14 protein-coding genes are annotated in these 15,693 nt (G+C 75.6%); 10 read left to right on the top strand and 4 right to left on the bottom strand.

Annotated elements, in window-relative coordinates:
- Window positions 1–54 precede the first annotated feature (54 nt).
- The 4 genes from ACIQIB_RS15155 to ACIQIB_RS15140 all read left to right on the top strand — a co-directional run bounded on the left by ACIQIB_RS15155 (window position 55) and on the right by ACIQIB_RS15140 (window position 3,643).
- Window positions 55–759 carry an AAA family ATPase gene (locus tag ACIQIB_RS15155; RefSeq protein ID WP_400758274.1) on the top strand — a complete coding sequence of 235 codons (705 nt, stop codon included), beginning with the start codon at window positions 55–57 and terminating at the stop codon, window positions 757–759.
- A 293-nt stretch (window positions 760–1,052) separates the two neighbouring features.
- Window positions 1,053–2,084, top strand: coding sequence for a zinc metalloprotease (locus tag ACIQIB_RS15150; RefSeq protein WP_400758272.1), 1,032 nt, complete (start codon window positions 1,053–1,055; stop codon window positions 2,082–2,084).
- Window positions 2,085–2,262: 178 nt separating this feature from the next.
- Entirely contained in the window at window positions 2,263–2,724 is a 462-nt protein-coding gene (locus tag ACIQIB_RS15145; protein ID WP_363606253.1) for a universal stress protein, read from the top strand.
- Window positions 2,725–2,776: 52 nt separating this feature from the next.
- Window positions 2,777–3,643: a DNA-formamidopyrimidine glycosylase family protein gene (locus ACIQIB_RS15140; protein WP_400758270.1), complete on the top strand. Its 867-nt coding sequence runs from the start codon at window positions 2,777–2,779 to the stop codon at window positions 3,641–3,643.
- On the opposite strand, the gene ACIQIB_RS15135 is transcribed toward ACIQIB_RS15140, so the two are convergent.
- The 3 genes from ACIQIB_RS15135 to ACIQIB_RS15125 form a co-directional block, all read right to left on the bottom strand.
- The gene (locus tag ACIQIB_RS15135; RefSeq protein WP_400758268.1) at window positions 3,591–4,226 is read right to left on the bottom strand and encodes a uridine kinase; all 636 of its coding nucleotides are present in this window, start codon (window positions 4,224–4,226) and stop codon (window positions 3,591–3,593) included. The two genes, ACIQIB_RS15140 and ACIQIB_RS15135, sit on opposite strands and share 53 nt — an antisense overlap.
- Before the next feature lie 57 nt (window positions 4,227–4,283).
- On the bottom strand, window positions 4,284–5,633 hold the full coding sequence (locus tag ACIQIB_RS15130) for a PQQ-binding-like beta-propeller repeat protein (protein WP_400758266.1): 1,350 nt from the start codon (window positions 5,631–5,633) through the stop codon (window positions 4,284–4,286).
- Window positions 5,634–5,762: 129 nt separating this feature from the next.
- Window positions 5,763–6,089: a DUF4326 domain-containing protein gene (locus ACIQIB_RS15125; protein ID WP_363606250.1), complete on the bottom strand. Its 327-nt coding sequence runs from the start codon at window positions 6,087–6,089 to the stop codon at window positions 5,763–5,765.
- 109 nt (window positions 6,090–6,198) lie between these two features.
- Between ACIQIB_RS15125 and ACIQIB_RS15120 the strand changes: the two genes are divergently transcribed.
- The 6 genes from ACIQIB_RS15120 (at window position 6,199) to ACIQIB_RS15095 (ending at window position 14,472) form a co-directional block, all read left to right on the top strand.
- Entirely contained in the window at window positions 6,199–8,736 is a 2,538-nt protein-coding gene (locus tag ACIQIB_RS15120) for a SpoIIE family protein phosphatase (protein ID WP_400758264.1), read from the top strand.
- A gap of 147 nt (window positions 8,737–8,883) precedes the next feature.
- The gene (locus tag ACIQIB_RS15115; protein ID WP_400758262.1) at window positions 8,884–10,557 is read left to right on the top strand and encodes a sensor histidine kinase; all 1,674 of its coding nucleotides are present in this window, start codon (window positions 8,884–8,886) and stop codon (window positions 10,555–10,557) included.
- A 76-nt stretch (window positions 10,558–10,633) separates the two neighbouring features.
- Window positions 10,634–11,302 (top strand): response regulator transcription factor, encoded by a 669-nt coding sequence (locus tag ACIQIB_RS15110; protein WP_363606246.1) that lies wholly within the window; start codon window positions 10,634–10,636, stop codon window positions 11,300–11,302.
- Between the two features lie 552 nt (window positions 11,303–11,854).
- Entirely contained in the window at window positions 11,855–12,691 is an 837-nt protein-coding gene (locus ACIQIB_RS15105) for a transglycosylase family protein (RefSeq protein ID WP_400758260.1), read from the top strand.
- Between the two features lie 301 nt (window positions 12,692–12,992).
- On the top strand, window positions 12,993–13,748 hold the full coding sequence (locus tag ACIQIB_RS15100) for an SDR family NAD(P)-dependent oxidoreductase (protein WP_400758258.1): 756 nt from the start codon (window positions 12,993–12,995) through the stop codon (window positions 13,746–13,748).
- 130 nt (window positions 13,749–13,878) lie between these two features.
- Complete coding sequence (locus tag ACIQIB_RS15095; RefSeq protein ID WP_400758256.1) at window positions 13,879–14,472, top strand: TIGR03086 family metal-binding protein; 594 nt, start codon at window positions 13,879–13,881, stop codon at window positions 14,470–14,472.
- A gap of 30 nt (window positions 14,473–14,502) precedes the next feature.
- On the opposite strand, the gene ACIQIB_RS15090 is transcribed toward ACIQIB_RS15095, so the two are convergent.
- Complete coding sequence (locus ACIQIB_RS15090; RefSeq protein ID WP_400758254.1) at window positions 14,503–15,687, bottom strand: alpha/beta hydrolase family protein; 1,185 nt, start codon at window positions 15,685–15,687, stop codon at window positions 14,503–14,505.
- Between the last annotated feature and the right edge of the window lie 6 nt (window positions 15,688–15,693).

The following is a 15,693-nucleotide window of genomic DNA, read 5'->3' as shown; positions in this document are numbered from 1 at the left end:
GCTTCACCGAGAGGCCCGACCGGGGAGACAGGCCGGGGGACAGGGGGAGAGCCGGTGGTGGAGACGAAGGTGTCCGGGGCGGAGCCGTCGGCGGTGGGGGCACCGGCGCAGCGCGTGCCCGCGCCGAGAGCCGCGCACCGTGCCGTGGCCGGGCCGGCGGAACCGGCGCTGCGCCCGCGCGGCCTGCACGACCTGCGGCAGGGGTGCGAGGGCCGCCGGCCGACGGCGCTGCGCTACCCCGCCGACGGCCTGCTGGTCGTCTCGGGGCTGCCCGGCAGCGGGAAGAGCACACTGATGCGCCGTTGCGTACGAGCCCGGCTGGTCGACTCCCAGCAGGTCCGGGAGGAGTACGCCGCCCGGGCGCCCGGCTGGCTGCCCTACTTCGTCTACCGCCCGCTGGTGCGGATCGAGCACTACCGGCGGCTGCGGCGCGCGGTGCTGGCCGGCGGCCCGCTCGCGGTGCACGACTGCGGGGCGCTGCCCTGGGTGCGGCTCTGGCTCACCCGGGCCGCCGCCCGCCAGGGCCGGCGGGTGCACCTGGTGCTGCTGGACGCCAGTGCCGGTGAGGCCCGGGACGGCCAGCACACCCGGGGGCAGGCGGTCTCCGCGTACGCCTTCGCCCGGCACCGGGAGGCCGCGCGGCGGCTGCGCCGGCGGCTGGCGGGCACCGGACGGCCGCCGGCCGGCTGTGCGTCGGCCGTGCTACTCGACCGGGCCGGTGCGCGCGCCCTGCGGGAGATCGTCTTCGTGGCGTCGTAGTCTCGGCGAGGCGGTGCGGGCCGCCGACCCGGATCGTCCTCCCCGGCTCCCCGGCCGGTCGGACGGGACGGTGCGTCAACTGCCGGACGGCACGGGGGCGGTAGGGGATCGAGCGCCAAGGCATCCGCCGTTCCGGGCGGGCCGGGTGGGCCGATCGGGCTTCCGGACGGCGTCCGACGGGGCGTCAGAGTGCCCGGCCCGAGCGGGTCCGGCGCTTCCGGGCGGCCCTGCGCAGCCCTGGCCGGGCGGCCGCCGGTGGCCGCCACCGTGACAACTCCCCCTCAGGAGCGCAGATGCGTCGTTCTGCCCGCGTCCCCTCGTGTGTTCCCCGCAGATTCCTCAGCGCCGCCGCCCTTGTCGCCGCCCTCGGGCTGACCCAGTTCGCCGCCCCCGCGGCGTTCCCCGCAGCCCGGCACGCGGCCTCGTCCCGGTGTGCCGACGCCGACGGCCGGCCCAGCCAGGGCAGCCAGGACGGCCGGAGTGGCCAGGGCACCGGGGCCCGCAAGCCCGCCGGCGGCCCGGACAGCCAGGAGCCGAACGCCGTCACCGAGGTCCAGGCCAGGGCGATGGAGACGGACCTGACCATCCGGGCCGCCCTGGCCGCTGTGGGCCAGGGCGGCATGCCGCCCGTCCCCGGCGGGCCGGGCGGCGTCACCACCATCCCGGTGTACCTGCACGTCATCCACTCCGGGGCGACCGGCCGGCTCGGCCCGGCGGACATCGCCAACCAGCTCGCCGTCCTCAACGCCACCTACGGCGGCCAGGGCGCGGGCAACACGGCCAGCCCGTTCCAGTTCCGGCTGGCCGACACCGACTACACCGACAACGCCGCCTGGTACAGCGGCATGACCCCGGGCTCCCCGGCGGAGAAGGCGATGAAGAGCGCGCTGCGCAGGGGCGGCGCCGGCGCCCTCAACCTCTACACCGCCAGCCTCGGCCAGCCGCTGCTCGGCTGGGCGACGTTCCCGAGCCAGTACCTGCTGAACCCGACCGACGACGGCGTGGTCATCCTCGACGCGTCCCTCCCCGGTGGCGCGGCCGCCAACTACAACCAGGGCTACACCGCGACCCACGAGATCGGCCACTGGCTGGGGCTCTACCACACCTTCCAGGGCGGTTGCAGCGACCCGGGCGACTACGTCGACGACACGCCGGCCGAGGCGAACGCCGCCTACCAGTGCCCCGAGGGCCGGGACACCTGCCCCGCCGTCGGCCTCGACCCGGTCCACAACTTCATGGACTACACCTACGACTCCTGCATGACGCAGTTCACCCCGGGCCAGTCCGCCCGGATGGCCGGTTCCTGGGCGGTCTACCGGGCCTGACGGCCGGTCGGTGCGCGCGCCGGCGGCGGTGCTTCTTCGGCGTTGGCCCAGGGCGGCACAGGGTTCGAATGTATTCGGGGCTTCCGGCGTGGCAATTGGCGATCGTTTGCCCGTATCGATCTATGTTTGTGGTGCAAACGGCAGCTGAAGCCGAGGTAGTCGAGCAAGGAGCAGCGGCATGACCAACAGCGCGCACCCCCGGATCGTCGTCGGCGTGGACGGCTCGCCCGCCTCGGAGCAGGCGTTGCGGTGGGCGATCGACTACGCACGGCTGACCGGCGGCACCGTCAACGCGGTGGCCGCCTGGGAGTACCCGGCGTTCTACGGCTGGGCCGGCCTCAGCGTGCCCCCGGCGGAGGGCTTCAACCCCCAGGACCTGGCCGGGCAGACGCTCTCCGAGACGGTCGCCAAGGTCGTCGGGGACGACCCCGCCGTCCACGTCTCCGAGGCCGTGGTGCCCGGCAACGCCGCACAGGCCCTGCTGGAGGCGGCCGACGGTGCCGCGCTGGTCGTCGTGGGCAGCCGGGGCCTCGGCGGCTTCTCCGGCGCGCTGCTCGGCTCCGTCAGCCGGCACCTCACCGAGCACGCCCCCTGCCCGGTCGTCGTGGTCCGCGAGGGGCAGGTGGCCGCCGCCGGGTGACCACGGTCCGCGGAACCACGCCGGGCCGCCGCGCTCAGGGCAGGATGGAGACATGCCAGAAGGTGACTCCGTCTACCGCGCGGCGGCCCGGCTGCACGAGCTCCTCGCCGGGCAGCTGCTGACCACCGCCGACCTGCGGGTGCCCGCGCACGCCACCGCCGCGCTCGCCGGCCGGCGGGTGCTGGAGGTCGCCCCGCGCGGCAAGCACCTGCTCACCCGGCTCGAAGGCGGCCTCACCCTCCACACCCATCTGCGGATGGACGGCCGGTGGGAGGTCTACCGGCCCGGCGAGCGCTGGGCCGGCGGGCCCGCCTGGCAGATCCGGGCCGTCCTCGGCACCGAGCACGGCACGGCCGTCGGCTACCGCCTGCCGGTCGTCGAGCTGCTCCGCACCGCCGACGAACCACGCGCCGTCGGCCACCTCGGGCCCGACCTGCTGGGCCCCGACTGGGACCCGGCCGAGGCCGTCCGCCGGCTCCTCGCCCACCCCGGCCGCCCGCTCGCCGAGGCCCTCCTCGACCAGCGCAACCTGGCCGGGATCGGCAACGTCTACGCCAACGAGCTCTGCTTCCTCGCCGGCGTGACACCGTGGACGGCGGTCGGCGAACTGCCCGGCCCCGACCGGCTGGTGGCGCGGGCCCGGCAGCTCCTCGACGCCAACAGGCTGCGCCCCGGCCACATCACCACCGGTGACACCCGGCGCGGCCACCAGCACTGGGTGTACGGCCGGGCCGGCCGCCCCTGCCCGCGCTGCGGGACGACGGTGCTGACGGCGGGTCAGGGCGAGCCGCCGCGCGACCGGGTGGCCTACTGGTGCCCGTACTGCCAGCGCGGCCCGGCGCCCGAGGTGCCCGCCGGGCGGCCGCTCAGGGGCGTTCGACCAGGGCCGGGTGCCGAGGGTCGTCCACCCGGACGGTGAGGTCGGCCGTCTCGGCGGGAGTGGTCTCGGCCTCGTAGCGGGCGAAGGCGGGCAGTGTCCACTGCTCGTCGGGCGGGGTGCGGCGGGCGAGCGCGGCGGGTGTGAGCGCGAGATGGACGGTGAGCTCCAGGGGCAGCCACCGGCCGAGCAGCAGCGGGCCGTCCAGCAGCAGCACCCCGCCGGGCGGCATGGTGGTGTACGGCGCGCGGGTCGCACGGTCGGTCGCCGGATCGCGCAGCGAGGGCAGCACCCGGCCGGTGCCGCCGGGCTCCAGCGGGTCCAGTACCTCGCGGGTCAGGGCGCCGTCGTCCAGCCAGAGGTCGTGGAAGGCGTCCGGGTCGTGCCGCCCGTACTCCAGCCGGACCGAGGCCGGCCGCAGGAAGTCCGCCGCCGACACCCGCAGGGCCGGCCGGCCGCGCAGGCGCAGCGGCTCCACCAGGGCGTCCGCGAGCGCACCGGGGCGGGCCGCCGCGGCGCCGTCCACGGCCACCCGCAGCCACCGCTGCCCGGAGCCGGGCAGGGCGGTCACACGGTCGGCGAGGAGGTCGGCCAGCCGTTCGGGCGAGATCGGTCGTACCTGCATCGGGCCATCCTGCCTCGGTGTGCCGGGAGGTGGGGGTTCGGGTGGGGCCGGGCGGGCTCAGGTGAGCGGGAGGGCGTACAGGATGTCGTCGTGGCCCGCGTAGAGCCGGGTCCGGTCCGCGGCGAGGGACCAGACGTCGACGCCGGGACCGGAGTCGCGGAACGTCCACAGTTCGGTGCCGGTGGCGGCGTCGAGGGCGCAGACACCGGCGGCGGCCGGGCCGGGGACGAAGAGGACGCCACCGACCGGCAGCGGGTGGCTGCGGCGGTCCAGCCGGAACGGGAGGCGGCGGGACCAGAGCTCGGCACCGGTGGCGGCGTCGTACGCGGTGACCAGGCCGTTGTCGCGGGGGAGGTAGACGCGGGTGCCGTCGGTCACCGGGGACAGCGAGCGCAGCTCCCCGGCCGGGTCGGCGGCGGTCTCCCAGCGGGCGGAGCCGTCGGCGAGCCGCAGCGCCCGCAGGCCGGCCGGGCCGTCGGGGAGGTAGAGGTTCTCCTGGTCGGCGGCGCACCAGCGCAGGTTCTCGTCGGCCGCCGCCGACCAGGCGCGCTCGCCGTCGGCGGCGCCGCGGACCACCAGTGCGGTGCGGCCCGCCGTGGTGTCGCAGGCCGGGAGCCGGCCGCCGGCCGCGGTGACGGGCGTGAACAGCTGTTCGGCGGGCGCCACCGGACGGGACCAGAGCACCGTGCGGTCCGCGATCCGCACGGCGAACAGGGTGTCGCCCCCCAGGGCGCCCCCGGCCGGCCGGGCGGAGACCTTGCCGTACAGCGTGGCGCCGTCGCAGCCGTAGAGCGTGATGCTGCCGTCGAGGTGGTCGGGCAGCGGCAGGCTCCAGTCGGCGGCCGCGTCGGTGAGGTGACGGCCGTCGATGTGGCCGTACGAGACGGTGAACATCCGGTCGGCGCCGAGCACCACCCGGTCGGCCGGTGTGCCGAGGTCGCCCGGCCGGTCCTTGCCGGGCGTCTCGAAGACGAGGCCGCGCAGCGGGGAGCCGTCGGCGGGGTCGAGCACCTGGAGCCCGGTCCGGGAGAGGAAGAGCGGCCGGTCCGGGTGGTCGGCCAGCCGCTCGGGCGTCATCGCCGCCGGGCCGCGGTACGTCCAGAGCGGCTCCGGCCCGGCGATCCGGGTGGGCAGCGGCCTGGGCGGCCCGGGTGCCGGTCCGCCGCCGGACGGGCGGGAGACCGCCCAGAGCGCGGCGCCCGCCGCCAGCACGCCGGCCCCCGCCAGCAGCCGCCGCCGGCTCGGCCGGGGCCCGTCGCCGTCGGGCCCGGCGCCGCCGCCGACCACGTCCGCGGGCGCGGCGGCCCGGTCGTCCGCCTCCTCGTCCCACTGCCAGGACGCGCCGGACGTGTCCTCGGCCGGGTCGGACGCCTGCGTGGCGGAACGCTCGGACGCTGCCGGCTGCATGCCTGATACCCGCTTTCCCCCCGGGAGCGGCCGTCGCGCCGCCCTGTCCGACGGACAATACCGAAGCGGGCGGGGCCGCCCCCGGGGAGACCGGTCGCGGTGTGCTCGGACAAGCCCCGGGCCGGGCGGTCAGCCGGGGCCGTGGTCGGCGAGGTCGGCGAGGACCTGGGCGTGGCAGGGCAACGGGACGCACCAGCAGCCGAGGCGGTGGCCACGCAGGGCGGGGACGAGCGCCAGCAGGTCGGGGCGGGCCAGCAGATAGGCGCGGTACCGGGCGGTCATCTCCTCCCGGGTGCAGTCCGGGCCGGGGCGGTAGGGGCAGTAGAGCGGGGAACCGGGCAGGTGCCAGCCGCCGCGGTGCATCGGGCGGCCGACGTACAGGACATCGGCGAAGTCCGGGTCGTCCCGGTGGCCCTTGAGGTTGACCACGGTGGTGGGACCGGGGGAGGTCGGCATGCTGTCATGATGGCCCGCCGACGGCGGGGCGGCCCGATGGCGGGGCGGCCCGCCGGGGGAGGCCCGGCCCCGCCTTGACAGTCCCTTGACCCGGGCGTAGCAAGAGAGGATGCGCCAGGGTGTGCCGGCGGACCGGGACGGTCCGCATGTGACCGGCGGTACCCGGGCCGCGCGACCCGACCTGCGCCGCCCAGGGGAGAGCGGTGCCGCCGACGGGACGGCGGACGAACGGGACGAGCTGCTCGCGACCGCCGTCCGCACGGTGCTCGGCAGCACCGACGCGTACGGCGCCATGGTCTACCTCCGCTCGCGCGACCGGCGCTCGCTGACGCTCTGCACGCTCGCCGGTGTGCCGCTGTCGGTCATCAGCCCGTTCCGGCGGGTGGCCGCCGCCGGGCCGCTGCCGGTGGCGGTGAGCTTCCGCACCGGGCACACGGTCGTCCTGGCCGACACCGAGGACACCATGCGACGCTTCCCGCAGCTCGCCGTCGGGATGCCGTACGACTTCGCCTCGGCCTTCGTACCGGTCAGGGCGGGCCCGGAGACGTACGGGGTGCTCAACGTGCTCTGGGCGGCCTCGGCCGACGGGGTGCCGGACGGCGCACGGCGGCAGCTGCGGGCGGTGGCCGACCGGCTCGGGGCCGGGCTGGCCGGGCTGGCGGCGGCCGGGCACCCGGTGGAGCCGGACGGCGGGACGGCCGTGGCCGAGCTGGCGCCGCCGTCCGCGCCGACCACCCGGCTCGGCCTGTTCGACTGGAACGCGGCCACCGGGGCGCTCTCGGCGGACGACCAGTTCTGCGAGATCTTCGGTCTGGACCCCGCCGGGTTCGACGGCCGGGCCGCCACCGTGGACGCCCGGATCGCCCCCGGCGACCGGGCCGAGTTCCGGGCCGCCCTCCGCGGCGCGCTGAACCGCGGCCGGGTGCTGGCCGCCCGGATCCGGGTGCTCGACCGCGACGGCCACCCCTGCCCGGTCGACCTGTGGGGCCGTGTCCCCGAGGGCGACGGGCCGGATGACCGTACCCACCTGGTCGGCGCCGTCCTCGACACCCGGACCGGCACCGCCGCCGCGGCCGCCGTGGAACGCCTGCGCGACGGTGTCCTCTCGCTCGACCCGGACGGCCGGATCGTCTACGCCAACCACAGCGTCGAACTGCTGCTGCACGCCCGCCGCGAGGACCTGCTCGGCCACCACCCCTGGGACGTGCTGCCCTGGCTCTCCGACCCGGTCTACGAGAACCGCCACCGGGCCGCGATGCTCTCCCAGCGGCCGACCGCCTTCCTCGCCGCCCACCCGCCGGACGGCTGGCTCGCCTTCTCCCTCTACCCCGACGCGCACGGCGTCACCGGCCGGGTCGTCGCCGCCGAACCGCCCCCCGGCACGACCGGGCCCGAGCCCGACCCCCCGGCCGCCGCCCGGACCGGCCTCAGCGCGATGCACCACCTGCTCCAGCTGGCCAGCGCGCTGACCGAGGCCGTCACCGTCCGCGAGGTCTGCCGGGCCGTCGCCGACGAGATCCTGCCGGCCTTCGGAGGCCAGGAGCTCGCCATCTACAACGTCTGCGACAAACGCCTCGACCTGGTCTTCCAGAGCGGCTACCCGGACGGCTTCCTCGACCGCTTCGAGGGCACCCCGACCGGCGCCCGGGTGCCCGGCGCCGAAACCCTGAGCACCGGCACGCCGATCTTCTTCGAGTCCGTCCACGCGCTCGCCGCCGCCTACCCCGGCATCCCCCTCGACGAGATGGGCGCCTGGGCCTTCCTGCCGCTGATCGCCTCCGGCCACCCGGTCGGCAGCTGCATACTCGGCTTCGACGAGGCCCGCGCGTTCTCCCCGGAGGAGCGCGGCATGCTCACCGCCCTCGGCGGGTTCATCGCCCAGGCGCTGGAGCGCGCCCGGCTCTACGACGCCGAGTTCGCCCTCGCCCGCGGCCTCCAGCAGGCCCTGCTGCCGCACCGGCTGCCGTCCCTGGAGGGCGTCCGGACCGCCGCCCGCTATCTGCCCGGTACCCAGGGCATGGAGATCGGCGGCGACTGGTACGACGCCATCGTCACCGGCCGCGATCTCAGCCTGGTCATCGGCGACGTCGAGGGTCACAGCGTCGGCGCCGCCGCCACCATGGGCCAGCTGCGCAGCGCCGTCCGGGCCTTCGCCACCGGCGGGCACCCGCCGGACGAGGTGCTCGCCCGGACCAACCAGCTGCTGCTCGACCTCGACCCCGGGCTGCTCGCCAGCTGCTGCCTGGTACGGCTCACCCCGGCCGACGGCACCGCCCTGATCGCCCGGGCCGGCCACCTCCCGCCGGTGCTGCGCCACCCCGGCGGGCGCGCCGAGGCGCTGTACGTGGCGGGCGGCCCGCTGCTCGGCGTCGACCAGCGGGCCGAGTACCCCGTCAGCGAGCTGCGGCTGCTACGGGGCTCGGTGCTCGCCCTCTACACGGACGGGCTGGTCGAGGACCCGGCGGTGGCGATCGACCACGGCGTGGACCGGCTGTGCGCCGCGCTGGCGCGCTCCGCCGGGGTGGCGGACCGGGCGGCGGACGGGACGGCGGACGGGCTGGAGCGGCTGGCCGAGCGGCTGCTGCGCGAGGTCGGCTCGACGCGGCGGGTGGACGACGTGGCGCTGCTGCTCACCGCGTACGGGTGAGCGGGCCGGTTGGCTCCGGGCCCGGTCGGGCCCCGGTTCGCGTGGGGCCGTCCGGCGCCCGCGGCCGCGGTGAGGTGCGACTTTCGTCGGGGCGGGTCGCGACGAAGGGTGGCGGCGGGCCCCGGGCCGCACCGCTAGCCTCACCGGGTGGACGCGATAGCGAAGGCCTGGTCGAGGGCGGTACGGACGGCGTTTCCCGGGCCCTGGCGGCGCTGGCTGGTGGTGCGCGAGCTGGGGTTCGCCCTGCTGCTGGGCGTGTTCGCGGCGGCGATCGAGCTGATCGGCAGGACCGGTCTCTGGCTCCTCGTGGGGCCCGGCATCGCCGCGCTGTTCCTGCTGCGGAGGGGCCTGCCCGGCACCGTGCTGGTGATCACCGCCGCCGCCTGCGGCTGGTTCGGCGGGACGTTTCCGCTGCTGGTCTGCGCGGGGTGGTCGGCCGGTACCCGGATGCACCGGCTCTGGGCGCTGATCGGCTCCTTCACCGGCGGGTTCCTGCTGATGACGTACGCGGGCGTGGTGAAGGACGCCGGCGCGGCGCCGCTGAAGCTCATCATCGGGCTCGGGCTGGGCGGCTATCTGGTGCTCGCCGTGCTGCCCGCGCTCTGGGGCCGGTACCGGGCCCAGCGCCAGGCGCTGCTGGACGCGCTGCGCGAGCGCAACGACCAACTGCTGCGCGAGCGCACCATGGTGGCGCACCAGGCGCGGCTGCGTGAGCGGCACCGGATCGCCCAGGACATGCATGACAGCCTGGGCCACCAGCTGGCCCTGATCTCCGTCCACTCCGGCGCCCTGGAGGTGGACCGTACCCTGACCGACCGGCAGCGGGAGGCGGTCGGCGTGCTGCGGCTGGCCGCCGTCGCCGCGATGCGCGAGCTGCGCGAGGTGGTCGGGGTGCTGCACGACGAGTCCACGGCGCCCGCGCCCGTGGTGGCCGCCGGGCCGGCGGCGTCCGGGGGCGGCCGGACCGGCGGGGTGGCGGGGATCGAGCGGCTGGTGGAGTTCTCGCGGGCGGCCGGGACGACCGTCTCGCTCGGCCGGGACGGCGAGCGGCGCCCGCTGGCGGCCGCGGTCGACAACGCCGCGTACCGGATAGTGCAGGAGGCGCTCACCAACGCGCACAAGCACGCGCCCGGCGCGCCGATCAGCGTCGCGCTGCGCTACGAGCCGGACGCGCTGGTGGTGGAGGTCGCCAATCCGTGCGCGCCGGAGCTCGTCGGTGTGCGCGCCGGTGCGGGGGCGGCCGTCAGCGGTGGGCAGGGGCTGACCGGTCTGCGGGAGCGGGCCCGGCTGGTCGGCGGGATGGTGCACGCCGGGCCGACGCCCGAGGCGGGTTTCCGGCTCGCCGCCGTACTGCCGTACGAGGGGGCGGCGGACCAGGCCGCCGACATCGGCGGCGCGGAGCTGTGGGAACTGGACACCCTGCCCGCGGCCGACGGGGAGGCCGGTGCGCGGCGCCGGCGCAGCCCCGCGATCGGCTGCGCGGCCGGCGGGACGGCCGTGGTGCTCATCGTGCTGGGCCTGCTGGTCTGGGGCATGGTGGCCTTCGTCCGGGGCATCGACGGCGTGACCGTGCAGAAGAGCGTGTTCGACTCGATCCAGGTGGGCACGGACCAGGCCGGGGTCGAGGAGCGGCTGCCGAAGGGCAACCGTTTCTTCAGCAAGGACTGGGAGGGCAGCGGCCCGACCCCGCCGCCGGGCACCACCTGTCGGTACTTCATGTCGGACGAGCCCTCCGGGCACATGGGTGAGGACAACGTCATCAGGTTCTGCTTCAAGGACGGCGTCCTGGTCGAGAAGGAGAACTACCCGGTGAAGGTGTGAGCGCCGGGGGTGTGAGGATGGTGCACGGCACCGGCACCAGCGCTGCCGCCAGCACCGTTCAAGGGGATGACCAGCAGTGATCCGAGTCCTCGTCGCCGACGACGAGCCGCTCATCCGGGCCGGGATCCGGATGATCCTGTCCTCCGCCGACGACATCGACGTGGTCGTGGAGGCCGCCGACGGCCGGGAGGCCCTGGAACTGGCCCGGGCTCACCGGGTGGACGTCGTCCTGCTCGACATCCAGATGCCGGTGATGGACGGGCTCACGGCGCTCGGGGAACTGTCCCGGGTCGCGCCCGGCGCACGCGCGCTGATTCTCACCACCTTCGGGGAGCGCGATAATGTGCTGCGAGCCGTGACCGAGGGCGGCGCCGGGTTCCTGCTCAAGGACACCGCGCCGGCCGAGCTGATCCAGGCCGTGCGGGCCGCCGCCACGGGGCACGCCTTCCTCTCGCCCGCGGCCACCCGGCACATCGTGGACTCGCTGGCCGGGGGCCGGACCGGTCCGGTCGCGGCCCGGGCCGCCGCGGCACGCCGTCGGCTGGAGGTGCTCACCGAGCGTGAACTGGAGGTGCTGGCACTGCTGGGTGAGGGTCTGTCGAACGCCGACGCCGGGGCCCGGATCCATATGAGCGAGGCGACGGTGAAGACGTACGTCAGCCGGATCCTGGCCAAGCTGGGCTGTGAGAACCGGGTGCAGGCGGCGTTGCTCGCACGGGACGCGGGGCTGGACGGGGTCGGCTGAGGGGCATCGTTCGGACACGGTGCGTAGCGGACGTGGCGGATGCCACAGCGATCCGGCACGGAACCGGGAACTCCGGTGGCCCCGGTGACGGTGTGTGGGATCTGCGTCGCGGAGGGTCGATGGTGTCGGCGCTCTCACGGGCCGGCAGGTGTGAGTGAGGGCACGGAAATTGATCGTTTGATCGTGAAAGTATGGTCAAAAGCTGTCAATTCGGGCACACTTTCTCGATCAATACCGCCGGTAACGGTCAACTGACCTGCAGCGTCCAGGAATTGCTTGAAGTGGCCCCGAACGGCCCGTAGCTTCATTGGCGGTGCAACGAGCACCACCCGGGTTCACCCCCGACGCACAGCCCGCCGGCCGACCCCCGGCGTCAGGGCCGTGCCCGTCGACGCGATCGGCTCGAACAGGCCGTCGGCGAGCGGGGGTGGCGGCGGCGGCAGGGCACGTCGGACACGTGCGTGACCGCCCGACGAGTGAGGTGAGCGCGACGACGGCCCCGGCGAGGGCCTGGTTCCGTCTGCCCGCCCGGGGCTTGTCGAGAGGATTTTCATGACTTTCCGTCACGAGAACGCCGCTGCCACCACCACCCCCACCAACGCCACCCCCGCCGGAACGCGCCGCCGTCGTGCCCGTCTGGCCCTGGTCGGCGGGGCCGTCGCGGCCCTTCCGGTGGCCGGCCTCGTCACGGCCACCTCGGCCTCCGCCGCTCCCGCCTCCGCCTGGGACACCGTCGCCCAGTGCGAGAGCGGCGGCAACTGGAACATCAGCTCCGGTAACGGCTACTCCGGCGGACTGCAGTTCACCTCCTCCACCTGGAAGGCGTACGGCGGCACCGCGTACGCGCCGCAGGCCCACCAGGCCAGCAGGGCCCAGCAGATCTCGGTCGCGGAGAAGGTCCTCGCCTCGCAGGGGCCGGGCGCCTGGCCGGTCTGCTCCCGGAAGGCGGGCCTCAGCAAGGGCGGCGCCCCGGCGGCCGTCGACACCTCGGCGGGTTCCTCCGCCAGGAACGGCTCGACGGGTTCCTCGAACCGGTCGGCCGCGCAGGGCCCGGCCGGTGCCAAGGCCCCGAAGTCCAAGGCGCCGCAGCAGGCCAAGCCCGCGCAGGGGCAGACCAACACCTCCGGTGGGTCCGGTTCGGCGCAGCCCGGGAAGGCGCAGGCCGGGAAGGCTCCGTCCGGGAAGGCGCAGGGCGCCGCGAAGCCGGCCAAGCCCACGCAGGGGCAGACGAGCACCTCCGGCGGCAGCTACACCGTCCGGAGCGGCGACACGCTGAGCGGCATCGCGGCCAGGTTCGGCACCGACACCGCGAGCCTGTACGCCAAGAACGTCAGGGCGATCGGTGGCAACCCGGACCTCATCTTCCCGGGCCAGACCCTGAGCATCTGACACCCGATCCGAACGGTGCGAGCGGCCGCCCCCGGCGAGGGGCGGCTGTTCGGTCTGTGGTCAGGGTCGGCCGGGTGCCTCGGCCGACGGGCGACGGGCGACGGCGAGCCGGTCGGCTCGGCTATGGGGCGCCGGCAGCGCGGTGAATCCGGGCAGCCCGCGGTGGTCTCGCACTGCCAGGGCGCGGCGCGCCAGGTGATTGTTGAAGCTTGAACTCGACGTCCGAATACCGCCGGACCTTCGGCCGGCGTCAGCAGAAGATCGATTCATGTCCGAGAACATGATGAGGAGTTCTGCTGATATGGCGTTTTCTGTGCAGGCGAGGCTCGACGGCAAGGTGGCCCTGGTGACCGGCGGCAGCCGGGGGATCGGGGAGGCGGTCGCGCTGCGACTGGCCGAGGAGGGCGCCGATGTCGCGCTGACCTACCGGGGCGGCGCGGAGCGGGCCGAGGCCGTCGCGGCCAAGATCACGGGGATGGGGCGGCGCGGCTGGGCGGTGCGCGCGGACAGCGCCGACCCGCAGGACATCCGGGCGGTGGTGGCGGCGGTGGCCGAGCGCTTCGGGCGGCTCGACATCCTGGTCAACAACGCCGGGATCGGCGTGCTCGGCCCGATCGCGGAGCTCGCGGCGGACGACGTGGACCGGGTGCTGGACATCAACGTCCGGGCACCGTTCCTGTTCGCCCAGGCGGCCTCCGTCCACCTGGGCGAGGGCGGCCGGATCATCACCATCGGCAGCTGTATCGCCCAGCGGGTCGCCTTCCCCGGCGCCACGCTGTACGGGACCAGCAAGGCCGCGATGATCGGGCTCACCAAGGCGCTGGCCCGGGAGCTGGGCCCGCGCGGGATCACCGCCAACCTGATCCACCCCGGGCCGATCGACACCGACATGAACCCGGCGGACGGCCCGGCGGCCGAGGCCCAGCGGGAACTGACGGCCCTCGGCGCGTTCGGCCGGGGCACCGATGTCGCCGCCACCGTCGCCCACCTGGCGGGCGAGGACGGCCGCTACATCACCGGTGCGGAGATCGCGGTGGACGGCGGGTTCGCGGCCTGACGCGCTGAGCGGGGCGGGGCGGGGAGCAGGGGCGAGGACCGGCCCGGCGGTGTCGCGCCGGGCCGGTGGTCGGCGGCCGCGTTTACGATCGCCCGGTTCGACCTGTCTCCCCGAACCCGAGAGGTGCGCCATGACCGCAGCGGAAGACCCGATCGAGCTGCTCGCCCGGGCGCTCGCCCAGACCGCCGGGCTGATCGACGGCGCCGGCGTCGAGCTGGCCACCCATCCGACGGCCTGCCGGTCCTGGGACGTCGGCCAGTTGATCAGCCACCTCCTCTTCGACCTGCGGCAGTTCACCGTCCGGGCGAACGGCGGCAAACCCGACTGGTCGCAGCCCTTCGAGCGGGTGGAGGACGACTGGCTGCACGCCTTCGAGGCCGGCGCGGAGGAGCTGGTCGAGGCCTGGCGCCGGGCCGGTGACCTCGGCGGCGTCGTGGTGGTGCCCGGCGTCGGGGAGCTGCCCGCCCGCTTCCCCGTGGACCAGCAGATCGCCGAATTCGCCGTCCACGGCTGGGACTTGGCGCGTGCCACCGGGCAGTCCACGGACGGCCTGGACCACGAGGTGGCGAGCGCCTCGCTGGCCTGGGCCCAGGGCGCGCTGCGGCCCGAGTACCGGGGTGAGGAGGAGAAGCACTCGTTCGGCCCAGAGGTGGCCGTTCCGGCGGACGCGCCGCCCTACGACCGGCTGGCCGGCTTCTTCGGCCGCGACCCGGGGCGGGGGTGACGCCCCGGGTGGGCGTTCTCCGGGCGAGCCCTAACCGTGGCTCCAGCGGAACTCGATCTCCGGGAAGCGCGCCGAGGGCCCGTCGAGCAGTGGTGACCGGCGGTTCCCGAGGAACCGGTCGAAGTAGGCCCGGGTGTACGCGCGGGTCAGTTCGGTCGCCCGGGCCGGGGCCAGGGTGCCGATGATCGCGGCGTAGAGGTCGGCCGGGACGTGCCCCGGCAGTCCGCCGGGGACGGCGACGTGCACCAGGTCGGTGTAGCTGAGATGGCCGGCCCCGCCGACCCTCAGCTGCCTTCCCCAGCCGCGCTGGTGCTCGCGCCAGCGCTGCCAGGTGTCGTGGTCGGCGATCGAGGTGAGCATCAGGAACGGGCGGTCCAGGCCGAGTTCGGGCACCGGCGAACCGAACAGGCCGCCGTCCAGGTTCAGCCCGGCCGCGAACCGGGGATCCTGGCGGACCGCCTCGGCGGCGGCCGCTCCGCCCATGGAGTGGCCGAGCACCCCGATCCGCCGGGGGTCCACCGACGGCCTGCCGGGCCGGCGGGAGGTCAACTCGGTGGCCACGAAGCGGAGATCGCCCACGCGGGCGGCGATCTCCTTGCGCTCGGTGGCGTCCCGGTCCGGCGGGTCGTTCGACAGGACGGTACGCACCAGCCGGCCGTCCGGGAACTCCACGGCGGCCGCGTCGTAGGTATGGTCGATCGCCGCCACCAGATAGCCGTGGGAGGCCAACTCCTCGGCCAGGGCGGTGCAGTTGCTGCGCCCGCCGGTGCGGCCGTGACCGAGCAGCAGCAGCGGCAGCGGACCGGGGACGGCGGGCGCGCCGGTGTGCGCGGTCGGGCGGACGGCGCTGATCGTGCCCGGGTCCACCGGCAGGATCTCGTCGATGACCGCCGCCACCCGGGCCGTGGTGTACGGCGCGCGGGGGCGGCCGCCGGTGCCGAGCGCCGGATACCAGAGCTGGACCATGAGTTCGCGCGGGCCGGGTACGGGGGCGAACGGGTCCCGGCGGGAGCGGTCGACCAGGTGCAGATCGACGGTGCCGACCGGGCGGTCGCCGGTCGGGGCCGGCAGCGTGATCGCCCGGGGCCGCCCGGCCGCGGGTGCCGGAGCGGGTGCTGGGGTAAGCGCCGGAACGGCCTGGGCGACGGTGGTGGGCAGGGCGAGCGTCGCGCCGCCCAGCCCCGCGAGTGCCAGCAGTGAACGGCGCCTGATCATCCATCC

This window comes from Kitasatospora sp. NPDC092286 (assembly GCF_044755565.1).
In the GTDB taxonomy this organism is placed as follows: Bacteria; Actinomycetota; Actinomycetes; order Streptomycetales; family Streptomycetaceae; genus Kitasatospora.
The sequence above is the reverse complement of the archived record's forward strand: the minus strand, read 5'-3'. Positions and strand labels throughout refer to the sequence as shown.

Bases quoted from the DNA above. Each gene is read 5' to 3' on its own strand.
- ACIQIB_RS15090 (WP_400758254.1), bottom strand. From the start codon at position 15,687: ATGATCAGGCGCCGTTCACTGCTGGCACTCGCGGGGCTGGGCGGCGCG.
- ACIQIB_RS15130 (WP_400758266.1), bottom strand. From the start codon at position 5,633: ATGCAGCCGGCAGCGTCCGAGCGTTCCGCCACGCAGGCGTCCGACCCG.
- ACIQIB_RS15140 (WP_400758270.1), top strand. From the start codon at position 2,777: ATGCCAGAAGGTGACTCCGTCTACCGCGCGGCGGCCCGGCTGCACGAG.
- ACIQIB_RS15105 (WP_400758260.1), top strand. From the start codon at position 11,855: ATGACTTTCCGTCACGAGAACGCCGCTGCCACCACCACCCCCACCAAC.
- ACIQIB_RS15145 (WP_363606253.1), top strand. From the start codon at position 2,263: ATGACCAACAGCGCGCACCCCCGGATCGTCGTCGGCGTGGACGGCTCG.
- ACIQIB_RS15120 (WP_400758264.1), top strand. From the start codon at position 6,199: ATGCGCCAGGGTGTGCCGGCGGACCGGGACGGTCCGCATGTGACCGGC.
- ACIQIB_RS15125 (WP_363606250.1), bottom strand. From the start codon at position 6,089: ATGCCGACCTCCCCCGGTCCCACCACCGTGGTCAACCTCAAGGGCCAC.
- ACIQIB_RS15150 (WP_400758272.1), top strand. From the start codon at position 1,053: ATGCGTCGTTCTGCCCGCGTCCCCTCGTGTGTTCCCCGCAGATTCCTC.
- ACIQIB_RS15095 (WP_400758256.1), top strand. From the start codon at position 13,879: ATGACCGCAGCGGAAGACCCGATCGAGCTGCTCGCCCGGGCGCTCGCC.
- ACIQIB_RS15100 (WP_400758258.1), top strand. From the start codon at position 12,993: ATGGCGTTTTCTGTGCAGGCGAGGCTCGACGGCAAGGTGGCCCTGGTG.
- ACIQIB_RS15135 (WP_400758268.1), bottom strand. From the start codon at position 4,226: ATGCAGGTACGACCGATCTCGCCCGAACGGCTGGCCGACCTCCTCGCC.